The following is a 23,856-nucleotide window of genomic DNA, read 5'->3' on the forward strand; positions in this document are numbered from 1 at the left end:
GACACAAAAAAGCCCGCTGGAAAGCGGGCTGGGTGCAGGGCGGTCAGGCCCTGCCGGGCGAAAGCGGGACCGCTCAGGCCTTGCGGCTCTGGTTGGCCAGGTAATCCACCACATTCAGCACGTTCTGCATGCTGCCGGCGCGGGGGCCGTCGGTGTAGAACTTGCCGGCCACGCCCATGGAAGGCACGCCCTCCACATCGTATTCCTGCTGCAGCGCCGAAGCCTTGCGCACCTGATTGGCCACGGTGAAGGAGTTGTAGATCTCCTTGAACTTGGCCACGTTCGCGCCCTGCTTGCCCACCCATTCGAAGATGGCGTCATCGGTGGCCAGCTTGTTGCGCTCCACGTGGATGGCGTGGAACACCTTGACGTGCATGGCATCGAAGTTGTCCATGGCCTGCAGCGTGAAATACAGCTTTTGCTGGGGCACGAAGCTGGCGTTGAAGGCCACGGGCACACGGCGCACCACCACATGGGCGGGAGCCTTCTGCTTCCAGGCGGCGAATGCCGGCTCGAAAGCGTTGCAATGCGGACAGCTGTACCAGAAGAACTCGACCACTTCCACCTTGCCGGCAGGTGCCTCGGTGGTGGCGGGCTTGGACAGTTTCACATAGTCCTTGCCTTCCTTGGGGGCGGCGGCCTGGGCATGGGCGGTCGCGGTGGCGCCCAGGGCCATGGCAGATGCGACCGAGGTGACGGCCAAGGAAAACTCACGGCGTTTCATCAAAGCTACTCCTGTTAGGGGATATTCACTGCCCAGTCAGAGCCGGGCCGTGGCAAAAAGTTCTGCCGGTCAGCGCTGCACGCGCACCAGGGCCGAATCCACCCCGGCGCCGTCGAGCTTGCCCTTGAGCTGCTCGGCGTCGTCACGCTTGCCGAATGGACCCACCCGCACCCGGAACACGGTGCGGCCGTTCTGCTCGCGCTCGCTCACGCGGGCTTCCCAGCCCAGCATGGCCAGCTTGGCGCGCTGGGCATCGGCGTCGGCCTGGGTGCGGAAGGCACCCGCCTGCACAAAGTAGTCGAAACCGTCCGAACCCGAAGCGGCGGCGGCCTTGGCCTCCGACTGCTTGAGCTTCTGGTTGGCCAGGTCCCCCAGCGGGTCCGCCGAGGAGGCCTTGCCGTCAGGTTTCTTGGCGTCCTGCGCCGGCGGAGTGGCCGGCGGGGTGCTGACACCCGTGGCCGGGCCACTGGTCGGTGGCGTGGTGGGCGTGGCCACCGGCGGCGCGGTGGGCGCCACGGGCTGCTGGGTCACCGGCTGCGTCTGCGTCTGGTTGGCCGGGTTCTTGCCGTACAGCGGCGAGTTCGGGTCCCAGTTCTTGTTGCGTTCGGCTTCCTTGGCCTCGGTGTCCTTGGGGGTCTTGGTCAGGAAGGGCACCGGCACCTTGGTCACATAGACCGCCACTGCCAGAGCGGCCCCCAGGCCGATGATGATGCCCAGGATCAGTCCGATCAGGGTTCCGCCACGTTGCTTGGTCTTCATAGTTTTGCGAGTCAATGCTTACATACGCTCGGGCGCGGACACGCCCAACACCGCCAGACCATTGTGCAGCACTTGTGCCGTGGCGGCGACCAGGGCCAGACGCGCCAGCTTGACCGCTTCATCGTCCACCAGGATGCGCTCGGCGTCGTAGTAGCTGTGGTAGCTGGAGGCCAGGTCGCGCAGGTAGAAGGTCACGTCGTGCGGGGCATTGCCCGCAGCGGCGGCGCTCAGCATCTCGGGGTACTTGGCCAGCAGCAGCATCAGCGCCTGGGCCTGCGGACCTTCCAGCGCGGACAGGTCCACCTTCTCCAGCGCAGGCACGCCCGCGCCGCCGGCTTCCTGCCAGGCGCGCAGCACGGACTGGATGCGGGCATGGGCGTACTGCACGTAGTACACCGGGTTGTCGTTGTTCTGGGCCACGGCCAGATCAACGTCGAAGGTGTATTCGGTGTCGGGCTTGCGCGAGAGCAGGAAGAAGCGCACCGCATCCTTGCTGGTCCACTCGATCAGATCGCGCAGCGTCACATACGAGCCGGCACGCTTGCTGATCTTCACTTCCTCGCCATTGCGCACCACGCGCACCATGGTGTGCAGCACATAGTCGGGGTAGCCCTGGGGAATGCCGACATTGGCCGCCTGCAGGCCGGCGCGCACGCGGGCGATCGTGCCATGGTGGTCGGTGCCCTGGATGTTGACGACCTTGCCGTAACCGCGCTTGAACTTCTGGATGTGGTAGGCCACATCCGGCAGGAAGTAGGTGTAGGTCCCGTCGGTCTTGCGCATCACGCGGTCTTTGTCGTCACCGTAGTCGGTGGACCTGAGCCACAGTGCCCCGTCCTGCTCGTAGGTATGACCGCTTTCGATCAGGCGCTTGACCGTGTCTTCCACATGGCCGTTCTGGTACAGGCTCGATTCGAGGTAGTACTCGTCGAACTTGAGGTTGAAGGCCTGCAGATCCTTGTCCTGCTCGTTGCGCAGATAGGCCACGGCAAAGTTGCGGATGTTGTCGTAGTCCTCGACATCGCCGTTGGCGGTGAACTCACGGTCATCGGCCTTGACGGTTTCCTTGTTCAGGAACGCCTGGGCAATGTCGGCAATGTAGTCACCGTTGTAGAAATTCTTGGCCAGCGGGTTCTCGCTGTCGGTCGGCCAGCATGCGTCACCGGGCTTGAAGCCCTTGGCGCGCAGCTGGGTGGACTTGGTCAGGGTGTCGATCTGCACGCCCGCGTCGTTGTAATAGAACTCGCGGTGCACCTTCCAGCCCTGGGTGGAATACAGATTGCTGATGGCATCGCCAATCGCCGCCTGGCGGCCATGGCCCACGTGCAGCGGGCCGGTGGGGTTGGCGGAGACGAACTCGACCAGGACGTTCTCGCCACGGTCGGCCTGGAAGCCGAAGCGGGCCCCCTGCGCCAGCACTTCGCGCACGATCTCCTGCTTGGCAGCAGGCTTGAGGCGGATGTTCAGAAAGCCAGGACCGGCGATCTCGATCGCATCCACCCACTGCCGGAACGCGGGCGTGGCTTCCAGCGCGGCCTTGAGCTGTTCGCCCAGTGCGCGGGGATTGGCCTTCAGAGGCTTGGCCAGCTGCATGGCCGCCGTGCAGGCGAAGTCGCCGTGGGCTGCCACCTTGGGGTTTTCAAATGCGGCGCGGGCGCCGGCGCCGGGCGAAAGTGTTTCGAGCTCGGCAGCCAGGGCTGCGAGCAAATCCTGTTTGACGGAAAGCATCGGGGGATTTTACGTGGCTGCCCATATCTTGCCGGCGGCCCGTGGCCACACCCTTGAGCCCGTGCTGCCAGCCAGGGGCCGGGCACAGGGAGCCGGGGCCCACCGAAACGCCCCGAAAAGCGGCATCCGCCCTTGCGCGACATACACAAACAGCTCCTCTTTTTACATTTTCACAAAACTTCGCTGACCGCCACGGGGGGCCGCCAGCGTGCCATTCCCCCGCACACCGTGGCGATGCCACTACACCACGCCAAACAAATAACAATCATTCTCATTCAAGAATAGAATCGCCGGCATGTCCCCGCCGCATCCGCCGTTCGACCCCATGCAGCAGGCCCAGCAACTGTTCGCGGGGCACCACCCCTGGCTGCTGTCCCGGCTGAAGGCCCGGCTGCGCAACACGGCCGAGGCGCAGGACGTGGCGTCCGAAACCTTTTTGCGGGTGGTCGCTGCGCCGCAGCCGATGCGGATCGACGAACCGCGCGCGTTTCTGACCACCATTGCCCAGCGCCTGCTGTTCACCTTGTGGCGGCGGCGCGAGCTGGAGCGCGCCTACCTGGAAGCCCTGGCCCAGCGCCAGGACGAACTGGCCCCCTCCCCCGAAGAGCGTGCGCTGCTGCTGGAAACCCTGGAAACCATTGCCCAGGCCTTGGAGGGCTTGCCGCTCAAGGCCCGGCAGACCTTTCTGCTCAGCCAGCTCGACGGACTGACCTACCATGCCATTGCCGAGCAGCTGGGCATTTCGCACAGCACGGTGCGCCGCCACATGACCGAAGCATTTCGCCGCATTGCCATCGCCCAGCTACAGCAGCAGGCAGGCGTCCCCCGGGCGTCCCGCCATGGCTAGCCACGCCAGTACCCCGCTGGACAGCGCCACCGAAGCCGCGATCGGCTGGCTGGTGCAGCTGCATTCCGGCGACATGGGCGCACCCGAGCGCGACCGCCTGGCGCAGTGGCTGGATGCGGACCCGCAGCACCGCACCGCCTGGGAACAGCTGCAGGTCCCGCTGCAACGGCTGCGCGTACCGCAGCCCGCCGCCGGGCGCCTGCTGAGCGACACCCTGGCCCGTGCCGAGTCCCGCACCCGCAAACGCCGCCAGGTGCTGCGCGGGGCCCTGGGCCTGGGCGGCGTGGCCGTGGGCGCCACCTGGCTGGCCGACCGCCACCAGCCCGTGGCGCAATGGAGCGCCGACCTGCGCACCGGCACCGGCGAGCGGCGCGAATTTCTGCTTCCCGATGGCAGCCGCCTCACGCTGGATGCGCGCTCGGCCGTGGACCTGGACTTCCGTCCCGGCCACCGCCGCGTCCGGCTGCGCCAGGGCGCCCTGCTGGCCGAGGCCACGCCCCAGGCCGACCTCGGCCCCGCCTTCACCGTGCACACCGTGCATGGCCAGGTCCAGGCCCTGGGCACCCGCTTTACCGTGCGCCTGCAGGACACCTCCAGCCTGGTGGGCATGCTGGAGCACAGCGTGGAAATCACCACCGCCAGCGGCCAGCAGCGCCAGCTGCACGAAGGGCACAGCGCCTGCTTCAATGCCACGGACATCGAGGATGCCGACACGCTCAGCCCCGAAGGCACGGCCGCCTGGCGGCACGGCATGCTGCAGGTGCACGACCAGCCGCTGGCCGACGTGGTGCAGGCGCTGCGCGCCTACCGCCCGGGCGTGCTGCGCATCGCGCCGCGTGCGGCGGCCCTGCAGGTCTATGGCACCTATGCACTGGACGACACCGACCGCGCCCTCACCGCGCTGGCCGAGACCCTGCCCATCACCGTGCACCGTGCGCTGGGCGGCTGGCTGGTGACGATCGAGTAAGGCCGCACGGAACAGAAACCAGGCATCCCGCGGGCTCCGGATGGGCTCCCCCGTCCGCACCCGCGGCACTGCCATGCCCCCCCAACCGGCTTCCCGCACCCTGTCCGTGCAAAAAAATGAACACTTTGCGCGGGCTGTTCGACAAGCCATGGACGCCTTCAGGTTCTGTCCTTTGTCCACCTTTGTCGAAAGCCTTTGCATGCTGCACCCCTGCCCCCTGCCGTTGCGCGCCCTGGCCGCCGCGGCCCTGGCCTGCGCCTTGAGCGCCCACGCCCAGACCGCCACCACTGCGGGCCCCGCCACCGCCACCTCCACCGCCGTCCGCAGCTATGACCTGCCGGCCCAGCCCCTGGGCAGCGCCCTGGCCCGCATCGCCGCCGACAGCGGCCAGCAGATCAGCCTGGATGCCGAACTGGTGCGCGGACGCACCGCACCGGCCGTGCGCGGCAGCTACACCGCCGAGCAGGCCGTGCGCGCCGCGCTGGCGGGCAGCGGACTGGAGCTGGTGCGCACCGGCTCCGGCAACTGGTCGCTGCGCACGCAGCCCACGCCCGCCCCACGGGCGGCAGGCGAAGCCCCCAGCCTGGGGGAAGTGCGCGTGAGCGCCGAGGCCACACGCAGCGCCACCACCGACCACACGGGCAGCTACACCGCCCGCGCCGTCACCATAGGCAAGAGCGAGCAGCCCCTCAAGGACATTCCCCAGTCGGTCAGCGTGGTGACGCGCCAGCTGATGGACGAGCAGAACGCCACCTCGGTCTACGACGCCCTGGCCAGCACCACCGGCATCACCCTGCTGCAAAGCCCGCAGGGCGGCAAATACATCTATTCGCGCGGTTTTGACATTGCCACCCTGCAGTACGACGGGGTCAATGTGCAGCGCCTGTACGGCCGCTCCAACAACTACAACGGCAGCACCGCCATCTACGACCGCGCCGAGATCCTGCGCGGTTCGGCCGGCCTGCTGCAGGGCGGTGGCGACCCCAGCGGCGCCGTCAACCTGTCGCGCAAGCGCCCGCTGAAGGAAGGCGGCGTCAGCGTCACGGCCAAGGCCGGCTCCTGGGACCGCTATGCCACCCAGATCGATGGCAGCAGCGCGCTGAATGCCGAAGGCACGCTGCGCGGCCGGGCCGTGCTGGACGTGGAAGACGAACACTCCTTCATCGACTTAGTCAACCGCCGCAACACCACCTTGTACGGCACGCTGGAATACGACCTCTCGGCCCAGACCCAGGTCAGCATCGGCGCCAGCTACGAAACCTTCAAGGGACGGCCCTTCATCTCGGGCCTGCCGCGCTACAGCGACGGCAGCGACATCCGCCTGCCGCGCTCCACCTACCTGGGTGCCAGCTGGAACCGCCAGGACAACAGCACCCAGACCATTTACGCCGACCTGTCGCACCAGTTCAACGACCAGTGGCGCGCCAAGGTCTCGGCCATCCACGTGCAGGAAGACGTCTACCTCAAGTACGCTTCCTCCCAGCGCACCGTCAACCCCGCCACCGGCCTGGGCGGCACCGTGGCCAACATCACCGATGCCAGCCAGACCGCCTGGGGCATCGACGCCAACCTGACCGGCGAGTTCGCGGCTTTCGGCCGCCAGCACGAGCTGGTGCTGGGCGCCAGCTACAACCACACCCGGGCAGACACGGACTACAGCTCCAAGACCCCGTTCACTCCCATCGATGTGTTTGCGCCCAATCCCTACCGGACCGAACCCACCGATGCCGAGATCCGCTACGCCAACACCGAAAACCGCCTGGCCACGTCCCGCCAGCTGGGCGCCTATGGTGCGCTGCGCCTGCAGCTGAGCGACCCGCTCAAGCTGGTGGTAGGCGGCCGTGCGGCCTCCTACCGGACCATCTGGGACACCACCGTCACCACGCTGGGCGTCGCCACCCCCTCGTCCACCCTGCAGGACAACAACCGCTTCATGCCGTTTGCGGGCCTGATCTACGCGGTCAACCCCAGCTGGTCGGCCTACGCCAGCTATGCCGACATCTTCAACCCCCAGTGGTCACTGGATGCGGCAGGCCAGAACCTCAAGCCCATCCAGGGTGCCACCTATGAAATCGGGTTGAAGGGTGAACTCTTCGGCGGCCGCGCCAACACGTCCTTCGCCCTGTACCGCGTGGACCAGAAAAACCGTGCCACCGAAGACCTGGCCTCGGGTGCGAACTGCCGCGACGGCTATTACTGCTACACCGACAGCGGCCGGGTGCGCAGCCAGGGTTTTGACGCCGAAATCAGCGGCGAGCTGGCACGCGGCTGGAACCTGTTTGCCGGGTATACCTTCAACCGCAACACCTACGAACGCGACATCAACAACCAGGGACAGGACTTCAACACCTACACGCCCAAGCACATGCTGCGTGCCTGGACCACCTACCAGCTGCCCGGTGCATGGAGCGCCTTCACCCTCGGCGGCGGTGTGAATGCGCAAAGCGCCTCCTACCGCAAGGTGGGCAGCGCGAGCATCCAGGCCCCGGGCCGCGCGGTGTGGAGCAGCTATGTGCGCTACCAGATCAACAAGCAGTGGCAAGCTTCGCTGAACTTCAACAACATGTTCGACAAGCGCTACTACACATCGATCGGCAACCTGGTCAACAGCAGCCACTACGGCGATCCCCGCAATGTGATGCTGACCCTGCGCGGCAATTTCTGACCAGCGCCAGCACGCACCACCTGCACCAGCCCATCCCGGCTGTGAAAAGGCCGCTCTAAAGCGGCCTTTTTCAGCAGTGCCGCGCTTTCACCAGCCGCGCGCCCAGAACACAGCGATGACGGCGATCACCGGAATCAGGTGCGACTGCCACATGATCCAGCGGCGTGTGCGGCGCACGGCATCTTCCGGCGGCAGGCTGCCCTCGGCCTGCAAGGCCTTGGCCCAGCGGCGGAAGTCGATGGAAGGCTTGATGGACATCAGCGCCGCCAGCACAAACAGCGTCATCTTCAGGTGGAACAGCGGCTGGCTGACATACCAGCCCATGCCTTTGGCACCCCACAGCACCCGCGCCACGCCGGACAGCAGCAGCACCACGGCGGCAATGCCGTAGATCAGGTCCAGCCGCGCCAGGCGCCGCACCACGGCGGCATTCATCCATTCGGGACGGCACAGGGCCGCCTCGCTGCTCAGGAACACCACCAGGGTCAGGATGGCCACGATGTGAATGGCGGCCAGTACAGCTTCCAGGGTCATGGATTCACTCCCTCGCGCCAGAACTCCGGGCGCTCATAGTGCATTTTGAGGTAATCGATCCACAGCCGGACGCGCAGCGGCATGTGTTTGCGTTGAGGAAACACAACGTAAATGCCATTCGGGGGGGCGGCAAACTCCTCCAGCACCGCCACCAGCCGGCCAGCAGCGATTTCGGTCTCCACCTCCCAGGTGCTGCGCCAGGCCATGCCCCAGCCGCCCAGGCACCAGTCGTGCAGCACCTGGCCGTCGGAGCAATCCAGCGGCCCGCCGGGTTTGATGTGCACCACTTCGCTGCCGCCGCTGTCCTGCGGCATGCGAAACGCCCAGCCCCGCGTCTGCGAGGCATCGCTGGACAGCGTCAGGCAGCGATGCTGCGCCAGCTCGCCCGGGTGGCGCGGCGTGCCGTAGCGCGCCAGATAGGCCGGCGTGGCCACGCACAGGCGCCGGTTGTCGGCCATGCGCACGCTGACCAGGGAAGAGTCGGGCAGATCGCCCACCCGCACCGCGCAGTCATAGCCTTCCCCGGCCAGGTCCACCACGCGGTCGCTGAGGTTCAGCGAAATCGTCACCTCGGGATGCAGATCGTGAAAGCGCGGCACCAGCGGCGCCACGTGGCGGCGGCCAAAGCCGGCCGGCGCCGTGACGCGCAAATGCCCGGTGGCCTTGACGCCACCGGCCGACACGCTGGCCTCGGCGTTGGCCACATCGGACAGCAGGCGCTGGCAATCCTCCAGAAAAGCGCTGCCCTCGTGCGTGAGGCTGATGCGCCGCGTGGTACGCACCAGCAGCTTCACGCCCAGATGCTCTTCCAGCGCGTCCAGGCGCCGCCCCATGATGGCGGGCGCCACCCCTTCCGCCTTGGCCGCAGCCGTCAGGCTGCCCTTGGTGGCAACGGAAACAAAGGATTCGAAGGCTTTGAGTTTGTCCATACACCCCGGTGCAGTCACAGTGCCTGCTGCAAGCCCACAGCGTGACGGCCCCTCCACGCCTTGCCATGGAATCGGCCGCTTGCGCCTGCTGTCCTTGCACGCACAGCGATCAAAACAGATATTGCTACAGCGCTGCCACCGTGGCAGAAAGGCCCGTAGCCCCACGCTGGTGCGCAGCATGCGTCACTTTTGCAAAAAAGTCATTGGTTTTGACATATTCGGTCGGTTTATTAACCGAATTATTTCTAATACAGTGTACCCAGCGCCTATCCTGGTGGGCTGTTTCCGGCCCGCTTTGTTTTGTTTTCTGCCCACGAGGTTTCCATGACCCAACGCACCAACGCCCACGGCCTGCAAGTGGCCAACGAGCTGTACAACTTTGTGAACACACAAGTGCTGCCCGGCACCGGTGTGGAACAGGACGCCTTCTGGAAGGGTTTCAGCACCCTGGTGGGTGACCTGGCCCCCAAGAACGCCGCCCTGCTGGCCGAGCGTGACCGCCTGCAGACCGAGCTGGACACCTGGCACAAGGCCAACCCCGGCCCCATCGCCGACATGGCGGCCTACAAGCAGTTCCTGACGCAGATCGGCTACCTGATCGAGTCCCCCAAGGACGCCAAGGCCACCACCGAAAACGTGGACGCCGAACTGGCCCAGATCGCCGGCCCCCAGCTGGTGGTGCCCATTCTGAACGCCCGCTACGCACTGAACGCCGCCAACGCCCGCTGGGGCAGCCTGTATGACGCGCTGTACGGCACCGATGCCATCAGCGAAGAAGGCGGCGCAGAAAAGGGCAAGGGCTACAACCCCGTGCGCGGCGCCAAGGTCATCGCCTTTGCCCGCAACTTCCTGGACCAGTCCGTGCCGCTGGCCGCTGGCTCGCATGCCGACTCCACGGCCTATGCCGTCGAAGGCGGCAAGCTGGTCGTCACCCTCAAGGACGGCAGCAAGACCGGCCTGAAGGACGCAGACAAGTTCATCGGCTTCCAGGGTGATGCCGCAGCCCCCTCCTCGGTGCTGCTGAAGAACCACGGCCTGCACATCGACATCATCGTCAACAAGTCCACCCCCATCGGCAGCTCCGACGCCGCGGGCGTGTCCGACGTGGTCGTGGAAGCCGCCGTGTCCACCATCCTGGATCTGGAAGACTCCGTGGCGGCCGTGGACGCCGAAGACAAGGTGCTGGGCTACAGCAACTGGCTGGGCATTCTGAAGGGCACGCTGACCGAATCGTTCGAAAAGGGCGGCAAGACGCTGACCCGCGGTCTGAACGGCGACCGCAGCTACACCGGCGCCAACGGCCAGCCCGTCACGCTGCATGGCCGCTCGCTGATGTTCCTGCGCAATGTGGGCCACCTGATGACCAACCCGGCCATCCTGTGGGGCGCCGAAGGCAAGGAAATCCCCGAAGGCATTCTGGACGCGGTGGTGACCACCGCCATCGCCATGCACGACCTGCAGGGCCACGGTGCCAACGGCATCCGCAACAGCCGCACCGGCAGTGTCTACATCGTCAAGCCCAAGATGCACGGCCCCGTGGAAGTGGGCTTTGCCAACGAGCTGTTCGGCCGCGTCGAACAGCTGCTGGGCCTGAAGGCCAACACCGTGAAGCTGGGCATCATGGACGAGGAGCGCCGCACCTCCGTCAACCTGAAGGCGTCCATCGCCGCCGCCCCCGCCCGCGTGGCCTTCATCAACACCGGCTTCCTGGACCGCACCGGCGACGAGATGCACACCGCCATGCAAGCCGGCCCCATGGTGCGCAAGGGCGACATGAAGTCCTCCGCTTGGCTGGCCGCCTATGAGCGCAACAACGTGCTGGTGGGCCTGACCATGGGTCTGCGTGGCCGCGCCCAGATCGGCAAGGGCATGTGGGCCATGCCCGACCTGATGAAGGCCATGCTGGAGCAGAAGATCGGTCATCCCAAGGCCGGCGCCAACACCGCCTGGGTGCCGTCGCCCACCGGCGCCACGCTGCACGCCCTGCACTACCACCAGGTGAGCGTGGCCGACGTGCAGAAGGAACTGGAAAAGACCAGCGCCGACACCGAGCGCGACAACATCCTGGCCGATCTGCTGCAAATCCCCGTGGCCAAGAACCCCAAGTGGACCGACGCCGAAAAGCAGCAGGAGCTGGACAACAACGTGCAAGGCATCCTGGGCTATGTGGTGCGCTGGGTCGACGCCGGCGTGGGCTGCTCCAAGGTGCCCGACATCCACAACGTGGGCCTGATGGAAGACCGCGCCACGCTGCGCATCTCCAGCCAGCACATCGCCAACTGGCTGCTGCACGGCGTGGTGACCGAGCAGCAGGTGCGTGACACCTTTGCCCGCATGGCCAAGGTGGTGGACGGCCAGAACGCCGGCGACGCCAGCTACAAGAGCCTGGCCGCCAACCCCGGCGGCGCGGCCTTCCAGGCGGCCCTGGACCTGGTGTTCAAGGGCGTGCAACAGCCTTCCGGCTACACCGAACCCCTGCTGCACGCCTGGCGTCTGAAGGTCAAGGCCGGCGCATAAGGAATTCCCCCGACGGCAACGCGCATTCGCCACTGCCGTATGACATGGCGCAAAAGCGGCACCTTCCGGTGCCGCTTTTTTGCGTTCTGCGTACATCTTGTCAGCCAGTTAAAAGTATCTTGCTGTTACATACGCGCAGAATTCATTTCTTTCATTCCTGCACGATCACATGCGCTCTTTTCAACTGACTTTCCTGGCTGCTGTCGTGGCCACGCCGCTGGTGCTGACCGGCTGCGCAACCGAAACCTCCCAGGCCGTGGCCGCCACCCAGACGCAGAGCGCCACCCGCAGCTACCACGGCCCGCGCAGCCCGATTGCCGTGGGCAAGTTCGACAACCGTTCCAGCTACCTGCGTGGTGCGTTTTCTGACGGTGCGGACCGGCTGGGCAGCCAGGCCAAAACCATTCTGATGGCCCATCTGCAGCAAACCAACCGCTTCAATGTGCTGGACCGGGACAACATGGCCGAGATCAAGCAGGAAGCTGCCATCCAGGGCGCTACCCAGCAGCTCAAGGGCGCAGACTATGTGGTCACCGGTGACATCTCCGAATTTGGCCGCAAGGAAGTCGGCGACAAACAACTGTTCGGTGTGCTGGGCCGCGGCAAGACCCAGACGGCCTACGCCAAGGTCACACTGAACATTGTCAACATCCGCACCTCGGAAGTGGTGCGCTCCGTGCAAGGCGCGGGCGAATACCAGCTCTCCAACCGCGAAATCATCGGCTTCGGCGGTACCGCCAGCTATGACTCCACCCTCAACGGCAAGGTGCTGGATCTGGCCATCCGCGAAGCCGTGGACCGTCTGGGCGAAGCCGTGGATGCCGGCGCACTGCCCGCCCTCTCGGCGCAGCGTTGAAGGAGCACGCCATGAAGATCTCTTCGGCCATCCGTACCGGCAGCGCCCTGGCCCTGACTGCATTGTTGGTGGGCTGCGTGTCCGCTCCCAAGCCACTCTACAGCTGGAACGGCTACCAGACACAGGTTTACAGCTACCTCAAGAGCGATGGGCCGGCACAGGAAGAGCAGATCCTGGAGCTGGAAAAAGGCGTGCAGCAAACCGCCGGCAAGGATGCACACCTGCCCCCCGGCTACCAGGCCCACCTTGGTCTGCTGTACCTGAACACCGGCCGCACCGACCAGGCCCTGGCCGCCTGGGAACAGGAGAAACAGCAGTTTCCCGAGTCGGCTCCCTACATCAACTACCTGGTCAGCAACCTGAAGAAGAACGGCAACTGATATGCGCTTCCCCCGGATTTCCCGCGCCCTCCAATGGGGTGCCCTGCTGGCCACCAGCGCCTGGCTGGCCGGCTGTGTCACAGCACCCACCAAGGACTACAGCGCCTACCGCGCCGCCAAGCCGGCCTCCATTCTGGTGCTCCCACCGGTCAACGACGCCCCCGAAGTCCAGGCCAGCGCCAGCGTGCTGTCACAGGCCACCCTGCCTTTGGCCGAGGCCGGCTACTACGTGATGCCCGTCACGCTGGTGAGTGAAACCTTCCGCCAAAACGGTCTGGAAATTGCCGGTGACATCCACGAAGTGCCGACGCCCAAGCTCAAGGAGATCTTCGGCGCCGATGCCGCGCTGTACATCCGCGTGACCAAGTACGGCACCACCTACCAGGTAATCCAGAGTGCCACGGTGGTCAGCGTCGAGGCCCGCCTCGTCGACCTGCGCACCGGCGAGCAACTGTGGGACGGTCGTGCATCCGCCTCCAACCAAGAGGGAGGCAACAACTCCGGTGGCGGCCTGATCGGCATGCTGGTGACGGCCCTGGTCAACCAGATCATCAACTCCGCCACCGATGCGGCCCACCCCATGGCGGGAGTGGCCACCAACCGCATGCTCGCGGTGGGTACACCCAACGGTCTGCTGTACGGCCCGCGCTCACCGCAGTACGGCAAAAACTGAACCCGCGCAGCGCAAAGCCAAGGCCCTTCGGGGCCTTTTTTCATGGCTGCCCGACTGGCATGCCTTGCGCACGCGGGGCCGCTGGTCTGCCCTATCCTCGCGGCCAACCCGACCGGCGCGCGTGCTGAGCACCAGCCCTAGGCCGACCCCAGCACCGGCCGCATTGCCAGCATCAGGCGGTACAGGGCCTGGGCCGCCACGGACAGGCTGCGCTCACGCCGGCGCACCAGGTAGATCTGACGCTCCATCCCCGGCAGCGGCAAGGGCCGGGTGCACAGGCCCGGTTTGTCAAAGTGGAACAGCGACAGCGCCGGCACCACGCTGATGCCCAGGCCCGCCTGCACCAGCCCCATCACCGTGGCCAGTTGCTCCACCTCCACCAGGGTGCGCAGGGTTTGCGGAAACAGCGCGGCATCCAGGTACTGGCGCACGCTGCTGTGCCGGGCCAGGTGCACAAAAGGCCAGGGCTGCAGATCGCCCACACGGATCTGCGCCTGGGCGGCCAGCGGGTGGTCGGTACGGCACACCAAATGAAAGTTGTCGCGGCAAAACGGCTCGGCCTGCAGCTCGGGCGTATCGGCGCGGATGGCGGCCAGGGCAAAGTCGGCATCGCCCTGGGCCACGGCGGCAATGCAGGGCTCGGACAGCACATCGTGCACCGCCAGCTCCACCCCCGGGTGCCGGGCCATGAACTGCGCCAGCACCTGCGGCAGCCACCCCGCTGCCAGCGACGGCAGCAGCGCCACTGCCACATGGCCGCGCGCCAGCTGGGCGGTGTCGCGCATGGCGCGGGCGCAGTCGTCCAGCTCGGCCGCGATGCGCTGGGCCGACAGCAAGAAGCGCTCACCCTCCTGCGTCAGCAGCACGTGGCGCGTGCTGCGGTCAAACAGGCGCAGGCCCACGCTGTCCTCCAGCGCCTTGATGAGGGCGCTGAACGCAGGCTGCGACAGGTGGCAGCGCGCGGCGGCGCGGGTGAAGTTCTTCACCTCGGCCAGCGCCATAAAGGCCTGGATGTCCCGCGCCGAAAGATTCATCTGCATTCCAAATCAATTCATCTCAACTATCTATTTCACAGCTTAGATGCCGCTTCCTATAGTGGTCTACAGGAGATTCCATGACACCCGCTACGCCCCCTCCCGCCCCCCTGCTGATTGGCTGTGCCGCCGGCTTCTCGGGCGACCGCATCGATGCCGCCGGCCCCGTGGTGCAAGAGCTGATCCGCCAGCACCAGCCGGCCGTGCTGATTTTTGAAACCCTGGCCGAACGCACGCTGGCACTGGCCCAGCTGGCCCGGCGCAGCAACCCGGAAGCCGGCTTCGAGCCGCTGATGCCCGAATTCCTGCGCCCCGTGCTGGCCGATTGCCTGCAGCACGGCATCCGCATCGTCAGCAACTTTGGGGCGGCCAATCCGCCCGCCGCGGCCCGTGCCATCCAGTGCCTGGCACAGGAGCTGGGCATCCGCACACCGCGCATCGCCGTGGTGCATGGCGATGACCTGAGCGCGCCCGCACACCGCCCGCTGTTGACCGCCGCCCTGGCCGAGCGCATGCCCGCACACGAGCTGGTCAGCGCCAATGCCTACATCGGCGCACAGCCCATTGCGGCAGCGCTGCAGGCCGGGGCCGAGATCGTGGTCTGCGGGCGGGTGTCCGACCCCTCCCTGGTGGTGGGCCCCGTCATGGCCCATTACGGCTGGGCCTGGGACGACTGGGACCGCCTGGGCCGCGCCACCATGGTGGGCCACCTGCTGGAATGCGGCACGCAAGTGACCGGCGGCTACTTTGCCGACCCCGGCTACAAGGACGTTCCGGGCATGGACCGCCTGGGCTACCCGATTGCCGAGGTGGATGCCGAGGGGCACTGCACACTCTTCAAGCCACAGGGCACCGGCGGCTGCATCACCACCGCCACCGTCAAGGAACAGCTGCTGTACGAAATCCACGACCCGGCGCAGTACCTGACCCCCGATGTGGTCGCCGACATCAGCGCCGCAGAAGTCATCGCCGTCGGCCCGGACCGGGTGCGCCTGCAAGGGGTACAAGGCCATGCCCGCCCCGAGACGCTCAAGGTCAATGTCTGCTACGCCACCGGCTGGTTTGCCGAGGCCGAAATCTCCTACGCCGGCCCCCGCGCCGCGGAGCGTGCACGCCTGGCCGGACAGACCATCCAGCAGCGCCTGGGCCATATCGCGCCCCTGCGCACCGACCTGATTGGCGTGACCAGCGTGTGGGGGGACGACCGCAGCCGCTGGCTGGAAGGCGCCGACCTGCAGCAGGCCAGCCAGGATGTGCGCCTGCGCATGGCCTGGCAGCATGCCGACCACGCTGCCGCCCTGCGCCTGCCGCGTGAAGTGAATGCCCTGTACTGCTGCGGCCCGGCCGGCGGCGGTGGCGTGCGCACCCATATGCGCCAGCGGCTGGGGCTGACCTCGTGCTACATCGCCCAGCAGCACATTCCCACCGGCTTTACCTGGGCCGCCCCTTTGACCACCACGGAGCTGTCGCATGCCTGAGCCCACCACCACCCTGCCGCTGTACCGGCTGGCCCATGGCCGCACGGGCGACAAAGGCAACCGCTCCAACATCAGTGTGATCGCCTACCACCCCGCGCTGTGGGAACTGGTCCACACCCAGGTCACGGCAGACGCCGTGCGTAGCTTGTTTGCCGACCGCCAGCCGGGCCAGGTCACCCGCCATGTGCTGCCCCGGCTGCAGGCCATGAACCTGGTGCTGGACGATGTGCTGGATGGGGGCGTGAACGATGCCCTCAACCTCGACAGCCACGGCAAGACCCTGTGCTTTCGCGTGCTGCAAATGCCCATTGCCGTGCCCACCGCGCTGCTGCCCCAGTTGCAGCCGCATCTGGCCGGCCCCCCTACAGACGCCTAGGCGGCAGCAGACCGCCAACGTACTGCTTTCATAACCATACCAAGGAGACACACCATGCCGACACTGCCCCATCCCGCCCACCTGGCCCGCCTCGCTCGCCGCACCCTGCTGGCCAGTATCGCTCTGGCCCTGGCCCCCAGCGCCTTTGCCCAAGGCGCCTACCCCAACAAGCCCATCACCCTGCTGGTGCCGTTTGCCGCCGGCAGTGCCACCGACCAGCTGGCCCGCGCCCTGGGGCAGTCCATCACCGACCAGACCAAGCAGCCCGTAGTGGTGGAAAACAAGGGAGGGGCCAGCGGCATGATTGCCGCGCAGGCTGCCGCCAAGGCCGCTCCGGACGGCTACACCGTGCTGATCACGACCAACACCACACATGCGGCCAATGAACACCTGTACAAAAAGCTGTCCTACGACCCCGTCAAGGACTTTGCCCCGCTGGGCGGCTTGGGCAAAGGCGGGCAGGTGCTGGTGGTGCCGGCCAATGCGCCCTACAAGAGCGTGGGTGAGCTGGTGGCCTTTGCCAAGGCCAACCCCGGCAAGCTGAGCTTTGGCAGCGGCAGCTCGTCCAGCCGCATCGCGGGGGAGATGCTCAAGCAACTGGCGGGCGTGGACATCCTGCATGTGCCCTACAAGAGCAACCCGCTGGCCATCACCGACCTGCTGGGTGGACAGATCAATCTGATGATCACCGACGTCTCCACCGGCGTGCCGCAGATCAAGGCCGGCAAGCTGCGCGCCCTGGGCTACTCCACCCCCAAGCGCAGCACCCAGCTGCCCGATGTGCCCACCATTGCCGAAGCCGGCGTCAAAGGCTACGACATGGGCTACTGGTTTGCCGCCTACGCCCCCGCCCATACGCCGGCCCCCGTGGTGGCCAGGCTCAACCAGTTGCTGACCACCGCCGTGGGCAGCGCTGCGGCCAAATCGTTCTTCGAGATGTCGGGTTCCGAGCCCTGGACCACCACCCCGCAAGAGCTGGCACAGTTCCAGGCGGCAGAAACCCAGAAATGGGGCCAGGTGATCAAGGCCGCGGGCATCACACCCGAATGAGGGCCTTGCCTCCGGGAAGCCAGGCGACCGCCGTGCTTTCCGGGTGCCATATGGCGCCATCCACTGCCAGGCCCTGCGGGGCTTTTTTTCTGGGGAGTAGGCAGGGGAATGCCCGTGGCTTCCGCTACCATGCGCCCATGCAGTTGAAAACCATTCTCATTAACAAGCTTGCACACGCCACCTTGGCAGCAGCGGTGCTGGCACTGGCCGGCTGTGGCGCACTGCGCTCGCCCCCTCCATCCTCCCTGGCCGCAGACGCCCTGGATGCCCCGGCCTGGCTGCAGCATCTGGAACGTTTCGACCGTGCCCAGCCCCTGCCCGCCATCCTGCTGCTGGGCGAACAGCACGATGCCCCTGCCCACCAACAATGGGAACGCGACACCATCCAGACCCTGGCGCGTGACGGCCGCCTGGCGGCCGTGGTGCTGGAGATGGCCCATGCCGGCACGGACAGCCGTGCGCTGGACCGCAACCCCAGCGAAAACGATGTCCAGGCCGCGCTGCAGTGGAATGCCGCCGGCTGGCCCTGGGAACGCTACGCCTCCGTGGTGATGGCTGCCGTGCAGGCCGGCGTGCCGGTCTATGGCGGCAATCTGCCGCGCAGCGCCATGCGCAGCGTGATGCAGCAAGCCCACTGGGACCAGCACCTGCCCTCTGAAGCCTGGGAACGCCAGCGCGATGCCATCCGCATCGGCCACTGCGGCCTGCTGCCTGAGGCCCAGCTCACGCCCATGGCCCGCATCCAGCTGGCCAAGGACGAGCGCATGACCCAGACCGCCAAGGCGCTGCTCCAGCCCGGCAAGACCGTGCTGATCGTGGCCGGGCGCGGCCATGTGCTGCGGGAGGTGGGGATCCCCACCTGGTTGCCGGCCCACATCACCACCGGTGTGGCCGTGGCCCAGGCCCAAGGCGCCGAGCCCACGCGGGTCAGCGACCGCGACTGGCTGGTTCACACCCCGGCCATCCCCGCCGAAGACCATTGCGCCGCACTGCGCGCGCAGTGGAAAGACGGGGCCCCAGGCGCAAACCGGCCCGCCGCGAAACAGCCATGACGGCGGGTGCGCATCGCACCGGCGCACACGACGGGCACGCTTGGCACCAGCGGCTATAGAGAAGAGCCCGCTTCAGCTGGCAAATGCCGCCAGTACCTGCAGCACCGCCTCCACCGCCGGGTTGGGCACGGGCAGCCGACGGTGGGCCACCGCCATGGGCCTCAGCAGCGGCGGGTGCAGCGGGCGAATGTCCACACCCGGCGCATGGCGCTGGTCCTCCACCTCTTCCAGCGGCAGCAGGGCCGCACTCTGGCTGGCAGCGGCCAGGCTCTTGAGGGCACCGGGGTAGGTCAGCGTCAGAAACGGACGCGGATGGTGGCCGGCCTGGCCAAACCAGGCGGAAATCAGCCCGTGCATCTGGGTGGCAGGCGCAAACGAGGCCCAGCGGCGCTCGGCCAGCCAATCCGGCGTGATCTGCGCCGGTGCATTCCAGGCTGAAGGCAGCAAAGCCACCATGGGATCGGTGCGCCAGGGTGTGAGCACAATGTCGGCCGCCGCCGGCTGGGGGCTGGCTACCACGGCGATATCCAATGTCCCGGCCTGCAGGCGCTGCATGGCATCGGTGGAACCCACGGCCTCCAGCCGCACTTCCACGCCCGGGCTGCGCTGGCCCAGGGCTTCCAGCATCAAGGGCAGCAGCCGGGTGCTGACGCCGGCCGACACGCCCACACGCACCAACCCTTCGCGCCCGCTGGCACGGCGTTGCACCAGGTCAATCAGATCGTCACTCGCCGCCAACAGCTTGCGGCCTTGCTCCACCAGCGCCGCACCAGCCGGCGTCAGCTCGGCCTGCCGGCGCCCGCGCAGCAACAGCACGGCATCCAGCCGGGACTCCAGCTCCTTGATGTGCAGGCTCACCGTCGGCGGCGCCAGATGCAGTGCCTGTGCGGCGGCGGCGAAAGTGCCCAGATCGGCAATGGCGATCAGGGTCTGCAACTGGTCGAGGTTGAGGTTACGCATCAGAATTTCTGCAGCAATGCTTCATGGAATTCAACTTTACGGATGGTAGTGCGGAATGGAACATCGCGTCCATGCCCCACGAACCTTCGCCCACCGCAGCAGTCTGTCCTACCCTCCCGGAGCCGGTTGCGAACCCACCCCAGGTCTACCGCCACATGGTGGTCTGCGCCCGCACTGCAGCGGTCCATGCCCTGGATGCACTGCGGCGTGCCGAAAAGCGCATCACCGAGAATTTCCGGGTACCGCCCCACGGCGGCTGAAAGGGGCAAGCTGCAACGCCATGCCAGCACATCACTCCGGCAGCGAGCGGTGACGCAAGAATCTGCTTGGGCGGGCCTCAGGTACTGCGGAGGTGCTGGCTACCCGCACACGCCATACCCCTGCGCACCCTGTCCGTGGCTGGCCGCCCTACACTGCACAGCATGGCGTTCTCTGCACCTTCCCCTGTCGCTTCCACCAGCGTGGACCCGCTGCGCTGCCCCCTGTGCGGCCAGAGCAACCAGTGCGCCATCACCGCCGGCCTGGCCCCGGAAAGCTGCTGGTGCATGGGCGCCGATATCGCTCCCGACGCGCTGGCCGCCATTCCCGAAGCCCAGCGCCGCCAGTCCTGCCTATGCCCGCGTTGCGCCGCCGGGCAGTTCCCGGGGAGAGCCCCGGCGACCACGACCACGACCACGACCACGACCACGGCCACGGCACCGCGCAACTGAGCAGAAAGTCGCCGCGTTCCGTCCTGGGGACCTGTGCCCAGGGACTGGCCAGGATGCCTGCGGCCACCCACGTTGCCCAAGAGGTGGCCACTGCACTCTCCATCGGAGCCTCCAGCCATTCCTCTGCCCCATCAATAAAAAAGAGCACGCGCAGCGTGCTCTTTTTTATGGGGTTGTCTGTCTGCAGATAAAAGACGGTGGATTGAATAATGGAGAGGCCTTGGCTGGGCCACATGCATTTCTGCACCGCTAAAAACAAAACCCCCAGCCTCTTGCGAGAGCTGGGGGTGTTGCGCTGTAAGAGCCTGACGATGACCTACTTTCACACGGGAACCCGCACTATCATCGGCGCAAATTCGTTTCACTGTCCTGTTCGGGATGGGAAGGAGTGGTACCAAATCGCTATGGTCATCAGGCATAACTTGTCACTAGGCAGTGCTATGCACTACCCAGTCAATTCATAGAGTCTGTAAATCAGCTTGTATTTCGATTGCGCCTACTTTGGCATAACAGTCTTGTACTACCTATTGGCAGTCAAAGTTATAGGGTCAAGCCGCTCGGGCAATTAGTACTGGTTAGCTTAACGCATTACTGCGCTTCCACACCCAGCCTATCAACGTCGTGGTCTACAACGACCCTTCAGGGGGCTCAAGGCCCCGGCAGATCTCATCTTGAAACGAGTTTCCCGCTTAGATGCTTTCAGCGGTTATCTCTTCCACACGTAGCTACTCGGCAATGCCACTGGCGTGACAACCGATACACCAGAGGTGTGTCCACTCCGGTCCTCTCGTACTAGGAGCAGGCTTCCTCAAATCTGCAACGCCCACGGAAGATAGGGACCAAACTGTCTCACGACGTTTTAAACCCAGCTCACGTACCTCTTTAAATGGCGAACAGCCATACCCTTGGGACCGACTACAGCCCCAGGATGAGATGAGCCGACATCGAGGTGCCAAACACCGCCGTCGATATGAACTCTTGGGCGGTATCAGCCTGTTATCCCCAGAGTACCTTTTATCCGTTGAGCGATGGCCCTTCCATACAGAACCACCGGATCACTATGTCCTGCTTTCGCATCTGCTCGACTTGTCAGTCTCGCAGTTAAGCACGCTTATGCCATTGCACTATCGTCACGATGCGACCGTAACTAGCGTACCTTCGAACTCCTCCGTTACGCTTTGGGAGGAGACCGCCCCAGTCAAACTGCCTACCATGCACTGTCCCCGATCCAGATAATGGACCTAGGTTAGAACCTCAAACGCACCAGGGTGGTATTTCAACGTTGGCTCCATGTGATCTAGCGACCACACTTCAAAGCCTCCCACCTATCCTACACAGATCCGTTCAAAGTCCAATACAAAGCTACAGTAAAGGTTCATGGGGTCTTTCCGTCTTTCCGCGGGGAGATTGCATCATCACAAACATTTCAACTTCGCTGAGTCTCAGGAGGAGACAGTGTGGCCATCGTTACGCCATTCGTGCAGGTCGGAACTTACCCGACAAGGAATTTCGCTACCTTAGGACCGTTATAGTTACGGCCGCCGTTTACTGGGACTTCAATCAAGAGCTTGCACCCCATCATTTAATCTTCCAGCACCGGGCAGGCGTCACACCCTATACGTCCACTTTCGTGTTTGCAGAGTGCTGTGTTTTTATTAAACAGTCGCAGCCACCGATTTTTGCAACCCCGTTTAGCTCCATTTGTACAACTTCACTTACTAGGGGCATACCTTCTCCCGAAGTTACGGTATCAATTTGCCGAGTTCCTTCTCCTGAGTTCTCTCAAGCGCCTTAGAATACTCATCTCGCGCACCAGTGTCGGTTTGCGGTACGGTCGTCAATAGCTGAAGCTTAGTGGCTTTTCCTGGAAGCAGGGTATCACTCACTTCGTGTGCAAGCACACTCGTTATCACCCCTCATCTAAGATCCCCGGATTTGCCTAAGGACCACGACTACAGGCTTGAACCAACATATCCAACAGTTGGCTGAGCTAACCTTCTCCGTCCCCACATCGCACTATTGATCGGTACAGGAATATTGACCTGTTTCCCATCAGCTACGCATCTCTGCCTCGCCTTAGGGGCCGACTCACCCTACGCCGATGAACGTTGCGTAGGAAACCTTGCGCTTACGGCGAGCGGGCTTTTCACCCGCTTTAACGCTACTCATGTCAGCATTCGCACTTCTGATACCTCCAGCACCCGTTACCAGGCACCTTCACAGGCTTACAGAACGCTCTCCTACCACGTGCAATAAATTGCACATCCGCAGCTTCGGTAACTGGCTTAGCCCCGTTACATCTTCCGCGCAGGACGACTCGATCAGTGAGCTATTACGCTTTCTTTAAATGATGGCTGCTTCTAAGCCAACATCCTGACTGTTTTAGCCTTCCCACTTCGTTTCCCACTTAGCCAATTTTAGGGACCTTAGCTGGCGGTCTGGGTTGTTTCCCTCTTGAGTCCGGACGTTAGCACCCGGTGCTCTGTCTCCCAAGCTGTACTCTGCGGTATTCGGAGTTTGCATAGGTTTGGTAAGTCGCCATGACCCCCTAGCCTAAACAGTGCTCTACCCCCGCAGGTAATACTTGAGGCACTACCTAAATAGTTTTCGGAGAGAACCAGCTATTTCCAAGTTTGTTGTTTAGCCTTTCACCCCTATCCACAGCTCATCCGCTGATTTTGCAACATCAGTCGGTTCGGACCTCCAGTACCTGTTACGGCACCTTCATCCTGGCCATGGATAGATCACTTGGTTTCGGGTCTACACCCAGCGACTGGACGCCCTATTCGGACTCGATTTCTCTACGCCTCCCCTACTCGGTTAAGCTTGCCACTGAATGTAAGTCGCTGACCCATTATACAAAAGGTACGCCGTCACCCCTTACGAGGCTCCGACTTTTTGTAAGCATGCGGTTTCAGGATCTATTTCACTCCCCTCCCGGGTTCTTTTTCGCCTTTCCCTCACGGTACTGGTTCACTATCGGTCGATTACGAGTATTTAGCCTTGGAGGATGGTCCCCCATATTCAGACAGGGTTTCTCGTGCCCCGCCCTACTTTTCTCTAGCTCAGTACCACCAGTCGGTTTTCACATACGGGGCTATCACCCACTATGGCCGGACTTTCCATTCCGTTTTGTTAACCGTCTGACTATCACTAGAAGGCTGTTCCGAATTCGCTCGCCACTACTATCGGAATCTCGGTTGATGTCTTTTCCTCTGGGTACTTAGATGTTTCAGTTCTCCAGGTTCGCTTCGACAGCCTATGTATTCAGCTGCCGATACCTATTGCTAGGTGGGTTTCCCCATTCAGAAATCTCCGGATCAAAGCTTATTTGCCAGCTCCCCGAAGCTTATCGCAGGCTATCACGTCTTTCGTCGCCTGTAATCGCCAAGGCATCCACCACATGCTCTTAGTCACTTGACCCTATAACTTTGACCTCTCTTGCGAGATGGTCGCCATTTCGGTTTTCAAAGACTTGTAAGGTCTCTCACCTTACGCGTTATGCCGTAATGTGAATGATTCTTCGGTGCAAATCTTTCGATTTGCGCCTAGAGAATGATTCGTCATTACTTGAATTCAAAGTTTGAATTCGTGTTGACGCAATCAAAATCGTTGCT

At 64.4% G+C, this 23,856-nt stretch carries 20 protein-coding genes and 2 rRNA genes; 13 read left to right on the forward strand and 9 right to left on the reverse strand.

The annotated features are described in order from the left end of the window. Positions 1 to 73 precede the first annotated feature (73 nt). From CT3_RS19965 to argS, 3 genes are all read right to left on the reverse strand, one after another. Complete coding sequence (locus CT3_RS19965) at positions 74 to 724, reverse strand: thiol:disulfide interchange protein DsbA/DsbL (protein ID WP_066541485.1); 651 nt, start codon at positions 722 to 724, stop codon at positions 74 to 76. Positions 725 to 793: 69 nt separating this feature from the next. Then, positions 794 to 1,483 (reverse strand): SPOR domain-containing protein, encoded by a 690-nt coding sequence (locus CT3_RS19970; protein WP_066541487.1) that lies wholly within the window; start codon positions 1,481 to 1,483, stop codon positions 794 to 796. Between the two features lie 18 nt (positions 1,484 to 1,501). Continuing rightward, positions 1,502 to 3,211, reverse strand: a complete 1,710-nt coding sequence (gene argS / locus CT3_RS19975; protein ID WP_066541488.1) for an arginine--tRNA ligase — start codon at positions 3,209 to 3,211, stop codon at positions 1,502 to 1,504. Between the two features lie 295 nt (positions 3,212 to 3,506). On the opposite strand from argS, the gene CT3_RS19980 reads away from it, so the two are divergent. From CT3_RS19980 to CT3_RS19990, 3 genes are all read left to right on the forward strand, one after another. Next, positions 3,507 to 4,058, forward strand: coding sequence for a sigma-70 family RNA polymerase sigma factor (locus CT3_RS19980; RefSeq protein ID WP_066541490.1), 552 nt, complete (start codon positions 3,507 to 3,509; stop codon positions 4,056 to 4,058). Beyond that, positions 4,051 to 5,025 (forward strand): FecR domain-containing protein, encoded by a 975-nt coding sequence (locus tag CT3_RS19985; RefSeq protein WP_066541491.1) that lies wholly within the window; start codon positions 4,051 to 4,053, stop codon positions 5,023 to 5,025. Before CT3_RS19980 ends, CT3_RS19985 begins: the two co-directional genes overlap by 8 nt. 199 nt (positions 5,026 to 5,224) lie before the next feature. After that, the gene (locus CT3_RS19990) at positions 5,225 to 7,690 is read left to right on the forward strand and encodes a TonB-dependent siderophore receptor (protein ID WP_083520634.1); all 2,466 of its coding nucleotides are present in this window, start codon (positions 5,225 to 5,227) and stop codon (positions 7,688 to 7,690) included. An 87-nt stretch (positions 7,691 to 7,777) separates the two neighbouring features. Here CT3_RS19990 and CT3_RS19995 read toward each other — a convergent pair whose 3' ends face one another. Together CT3_RS19995 and CT3_RS20000 are read right to left on the reverse strand one after the other, a co-directional pair. After that, positions 7,778 to 8,224 (reverse strand): DUF2214 family protein, encoded by a 447-nt coding sequence (locus CT3_RS19995; protein WP_066541492.1) that lies wholly within the window; start codon positions 8,222 to 8,224, stop codon positions 7,778 to 7,780. Beyond that, positions 8,221 to 9,153: a LysR family transcriptional regulator gene (locus CT3_RS20000; protein ID WP_066541493.1), complete on the reverse strand. Its 933-nt coding sequence runs from the start codon at positions 9,151 to 9,153 to the stop codon at positions 8,221 to 8,223. The genes CT3_RS19995 and CT3_RS20000 overlap by 4 nt, the downstream gene beginning before the upstream one ends. Before the next feature lie 324 nt (positions 9,154 to 9,477). Here CT3_RS20000 and CT3_RS20005 point away from each other — a divergent pair, with 324 nt between their 5' ends. From CT3_RS20005 to CT3_RS20020, 4 genes are all read left to right on the forward strand, one after another. Continuing rightward, entirely contained in the window at positions 9,478 to 11,670 is a 2,193-nt protein-coding gene (locus CT3_RS20005) for a malate synthase G (RefSeq protein WP_066541494.1), read from the forward strand. 169 nt (positions 11,671 to 11,839) lie between these two features. Further along, positions 11,840 to 12,526, forward strand: a complete 687-nt coding sequence (locus CT3_RS20010) for a CsgG/HfaB family protein (RefSeq protein ID WP_066541495.1) — start codon at positions 11,840 to 11,842, stop codon at positions 12,524 to 12,526. An 11-nt stretch (positions 12,527 to 12,537) separates the two neighbouring features. Continuing rightward, entirely contained in the window at positions 12,538 to 12,906 is a 369-nt protein-coding gene (locus CT3_RS20015) for a DUF4810 domain-containing protein (RefSeq protein ID WP_066541589.1), read from the forward strand. A gap of 1 nt (position 12,907) precedes the next feature. After that, positions 12,908 to 13,579, forward strand: a complete 672-nt coding sequence (locus tag CT3_RS20020) for a DUF799 domain-containing protein (RefSeq protein ID WP_083520635.1) — start codon at positions 12,908 to 12,910, stop codon at positions 13,577 to 13,579. A gap of 137 nt (positions 13,580 to 13,716) precedes the next feature. Here CT3_RS20020 and CT3_RS20025 read toward each other — a convergent pair whose 3' ends face one another. Further along, entirely contained in the window at positions 13,717 to 14,613 is an 897-nt protein-coding gene (locus CT3_RS20025; RefSeq protein WP_066541593.1) for a LysR family transcriptional regulator, read from the reverse strand. 80 nt (positions 14,614 to 14,693) lie between these two features. Between CT3_RS20025 and CT3_RS20030 the strand changes: the two genes are divergently transcribed. The 4 genes from CT3_RS20030 (at position 14,694) to CT3_RS20045 (ending at position 18,569) form a co-directional block, all read left to right on the forward strand. Further along, positions 14,694 to 16,091 (forward strand): acyclic terpene utilization AtuA family protein, encoded by a 1,398-nt coding sequence (locus CT3_RS20030; RefSeq protein ID WP_066541496.1) that lies wholly within the window; start codon positions 14,694 to 14,696, stop codon positions 16,089 to 16,091. Beyond that, positions 16,084 to 16,467, forward strand: a complete 384-nt coding sequence (locus CT3_RS20035) for an AtuA-related protein (RefSeq protein ID WP_066541497.1) — start codon at positions 16,084 to 16,086, stop codon at positions 16,465 to 16,467. Before CT3_RS20030 ends, CT3_RS20035 begins: the two co-directional genes overlap by 8 nt. A 54-nt stretch (positions 16,468 to 16,521) precedes the next feature. Then, on the forward strand, positions 16,522 to 17,517 hold the full coding sequence (locus tag CT3_RS20040) for a Bug family tripartite tricarboxylate transporter substrate binding protein (protein ID WP_066541498.1): 996 nt from the start codon (positions 16,522 to 16,524) through the stop codon (positions 17,515 to 17,517). 137 nt (positions 17,518 to 17,654) lie between these two features. After that, positions 17,655 to 18,569, forward strand: a complete 915-nt coding sequence (locus tag CT3_RS20045; RefSeq protein ID WP_066541499.1) for a ChaN family lipoprotein — start codon at positions 17,655 to 17,657, stop codon at positions 18,567 to 18,569. 72 nt (positions 18,570 to 18,641) lie between these two features. Here CT3_RS20045 and CT3_RS20050 read toward each other — a convergent pair whose 3' ends face one another. Further along, complete coding sequence (locus tag CT3_RS20050; RefSeq protein ID WP_066541504.1) at positions 18,642 to 19,529, reverse strand: LysR family transcriptional regulator; 888 nt, start codon at positions 19,527 to 19,529, stop codon at positions 18,642 to 18,644. Positions 19,530 to 19,552: 23 nt separating this feature from the next. On the opposite strand from CT3_RS20050, the gene CT3_RS20055 reads away from it, so the two are divergent. Both CT3_RS20055 and CT3_RS20060 read left to right on the forward strand, forming a co-directional pair. Beyond that, entirely contained in the window at positions 19,553 to 19,789 is a 237-nt protein-coding gene (locus CT3_RS20055) for a hypothetical protein (protein ID WP_127446165.1), read from the forward strand. A 162-nt stretch (positions 19,790 to 19,951) separates the two neighbouring features. Further along, positions 19,952 to 20,239 (forward strand): cysteine-rich CWC family protein, encoded by a 288-nt coding sequence (locus CT3_RS20060; protein ID WP_066541505.1) that lies wholly within the window; start codon positions 19,952 to 19,954, stop codon positions 20,237 to 20,239. Positions 20,240 to 20,542: 303 nt separating this feature from the next. Here CT3_RS20060 and rrf read toward each other — a convergent pair. Then, positions 20,543 to 20,655: ribosomal RNA gene (gene rrf / locus CT3_RS20065) — 5S ribosomal RNA — on the reverse strand. Positions 20,656 to 20,783: 128 nt separating this feature from the next. Further along, positions 20,784 to 23,662, reverse strand: a 23S ribosomal RNA gene (locus CT3_RS20070). Between the last annotated feature and the right edge of the window lie 194 nt (positions 23,663 to 23,856).

Source organism: Comamonas terrigena NBRC 13299 (assembly GCF_006740045.1).
Classification (GTDB): Bacteria; Pseudomonadota; Gammaproteobacteria; order Burkholderiales; family Burkholderiaceae_C; genus Comamonas; species Comamonas terrigena.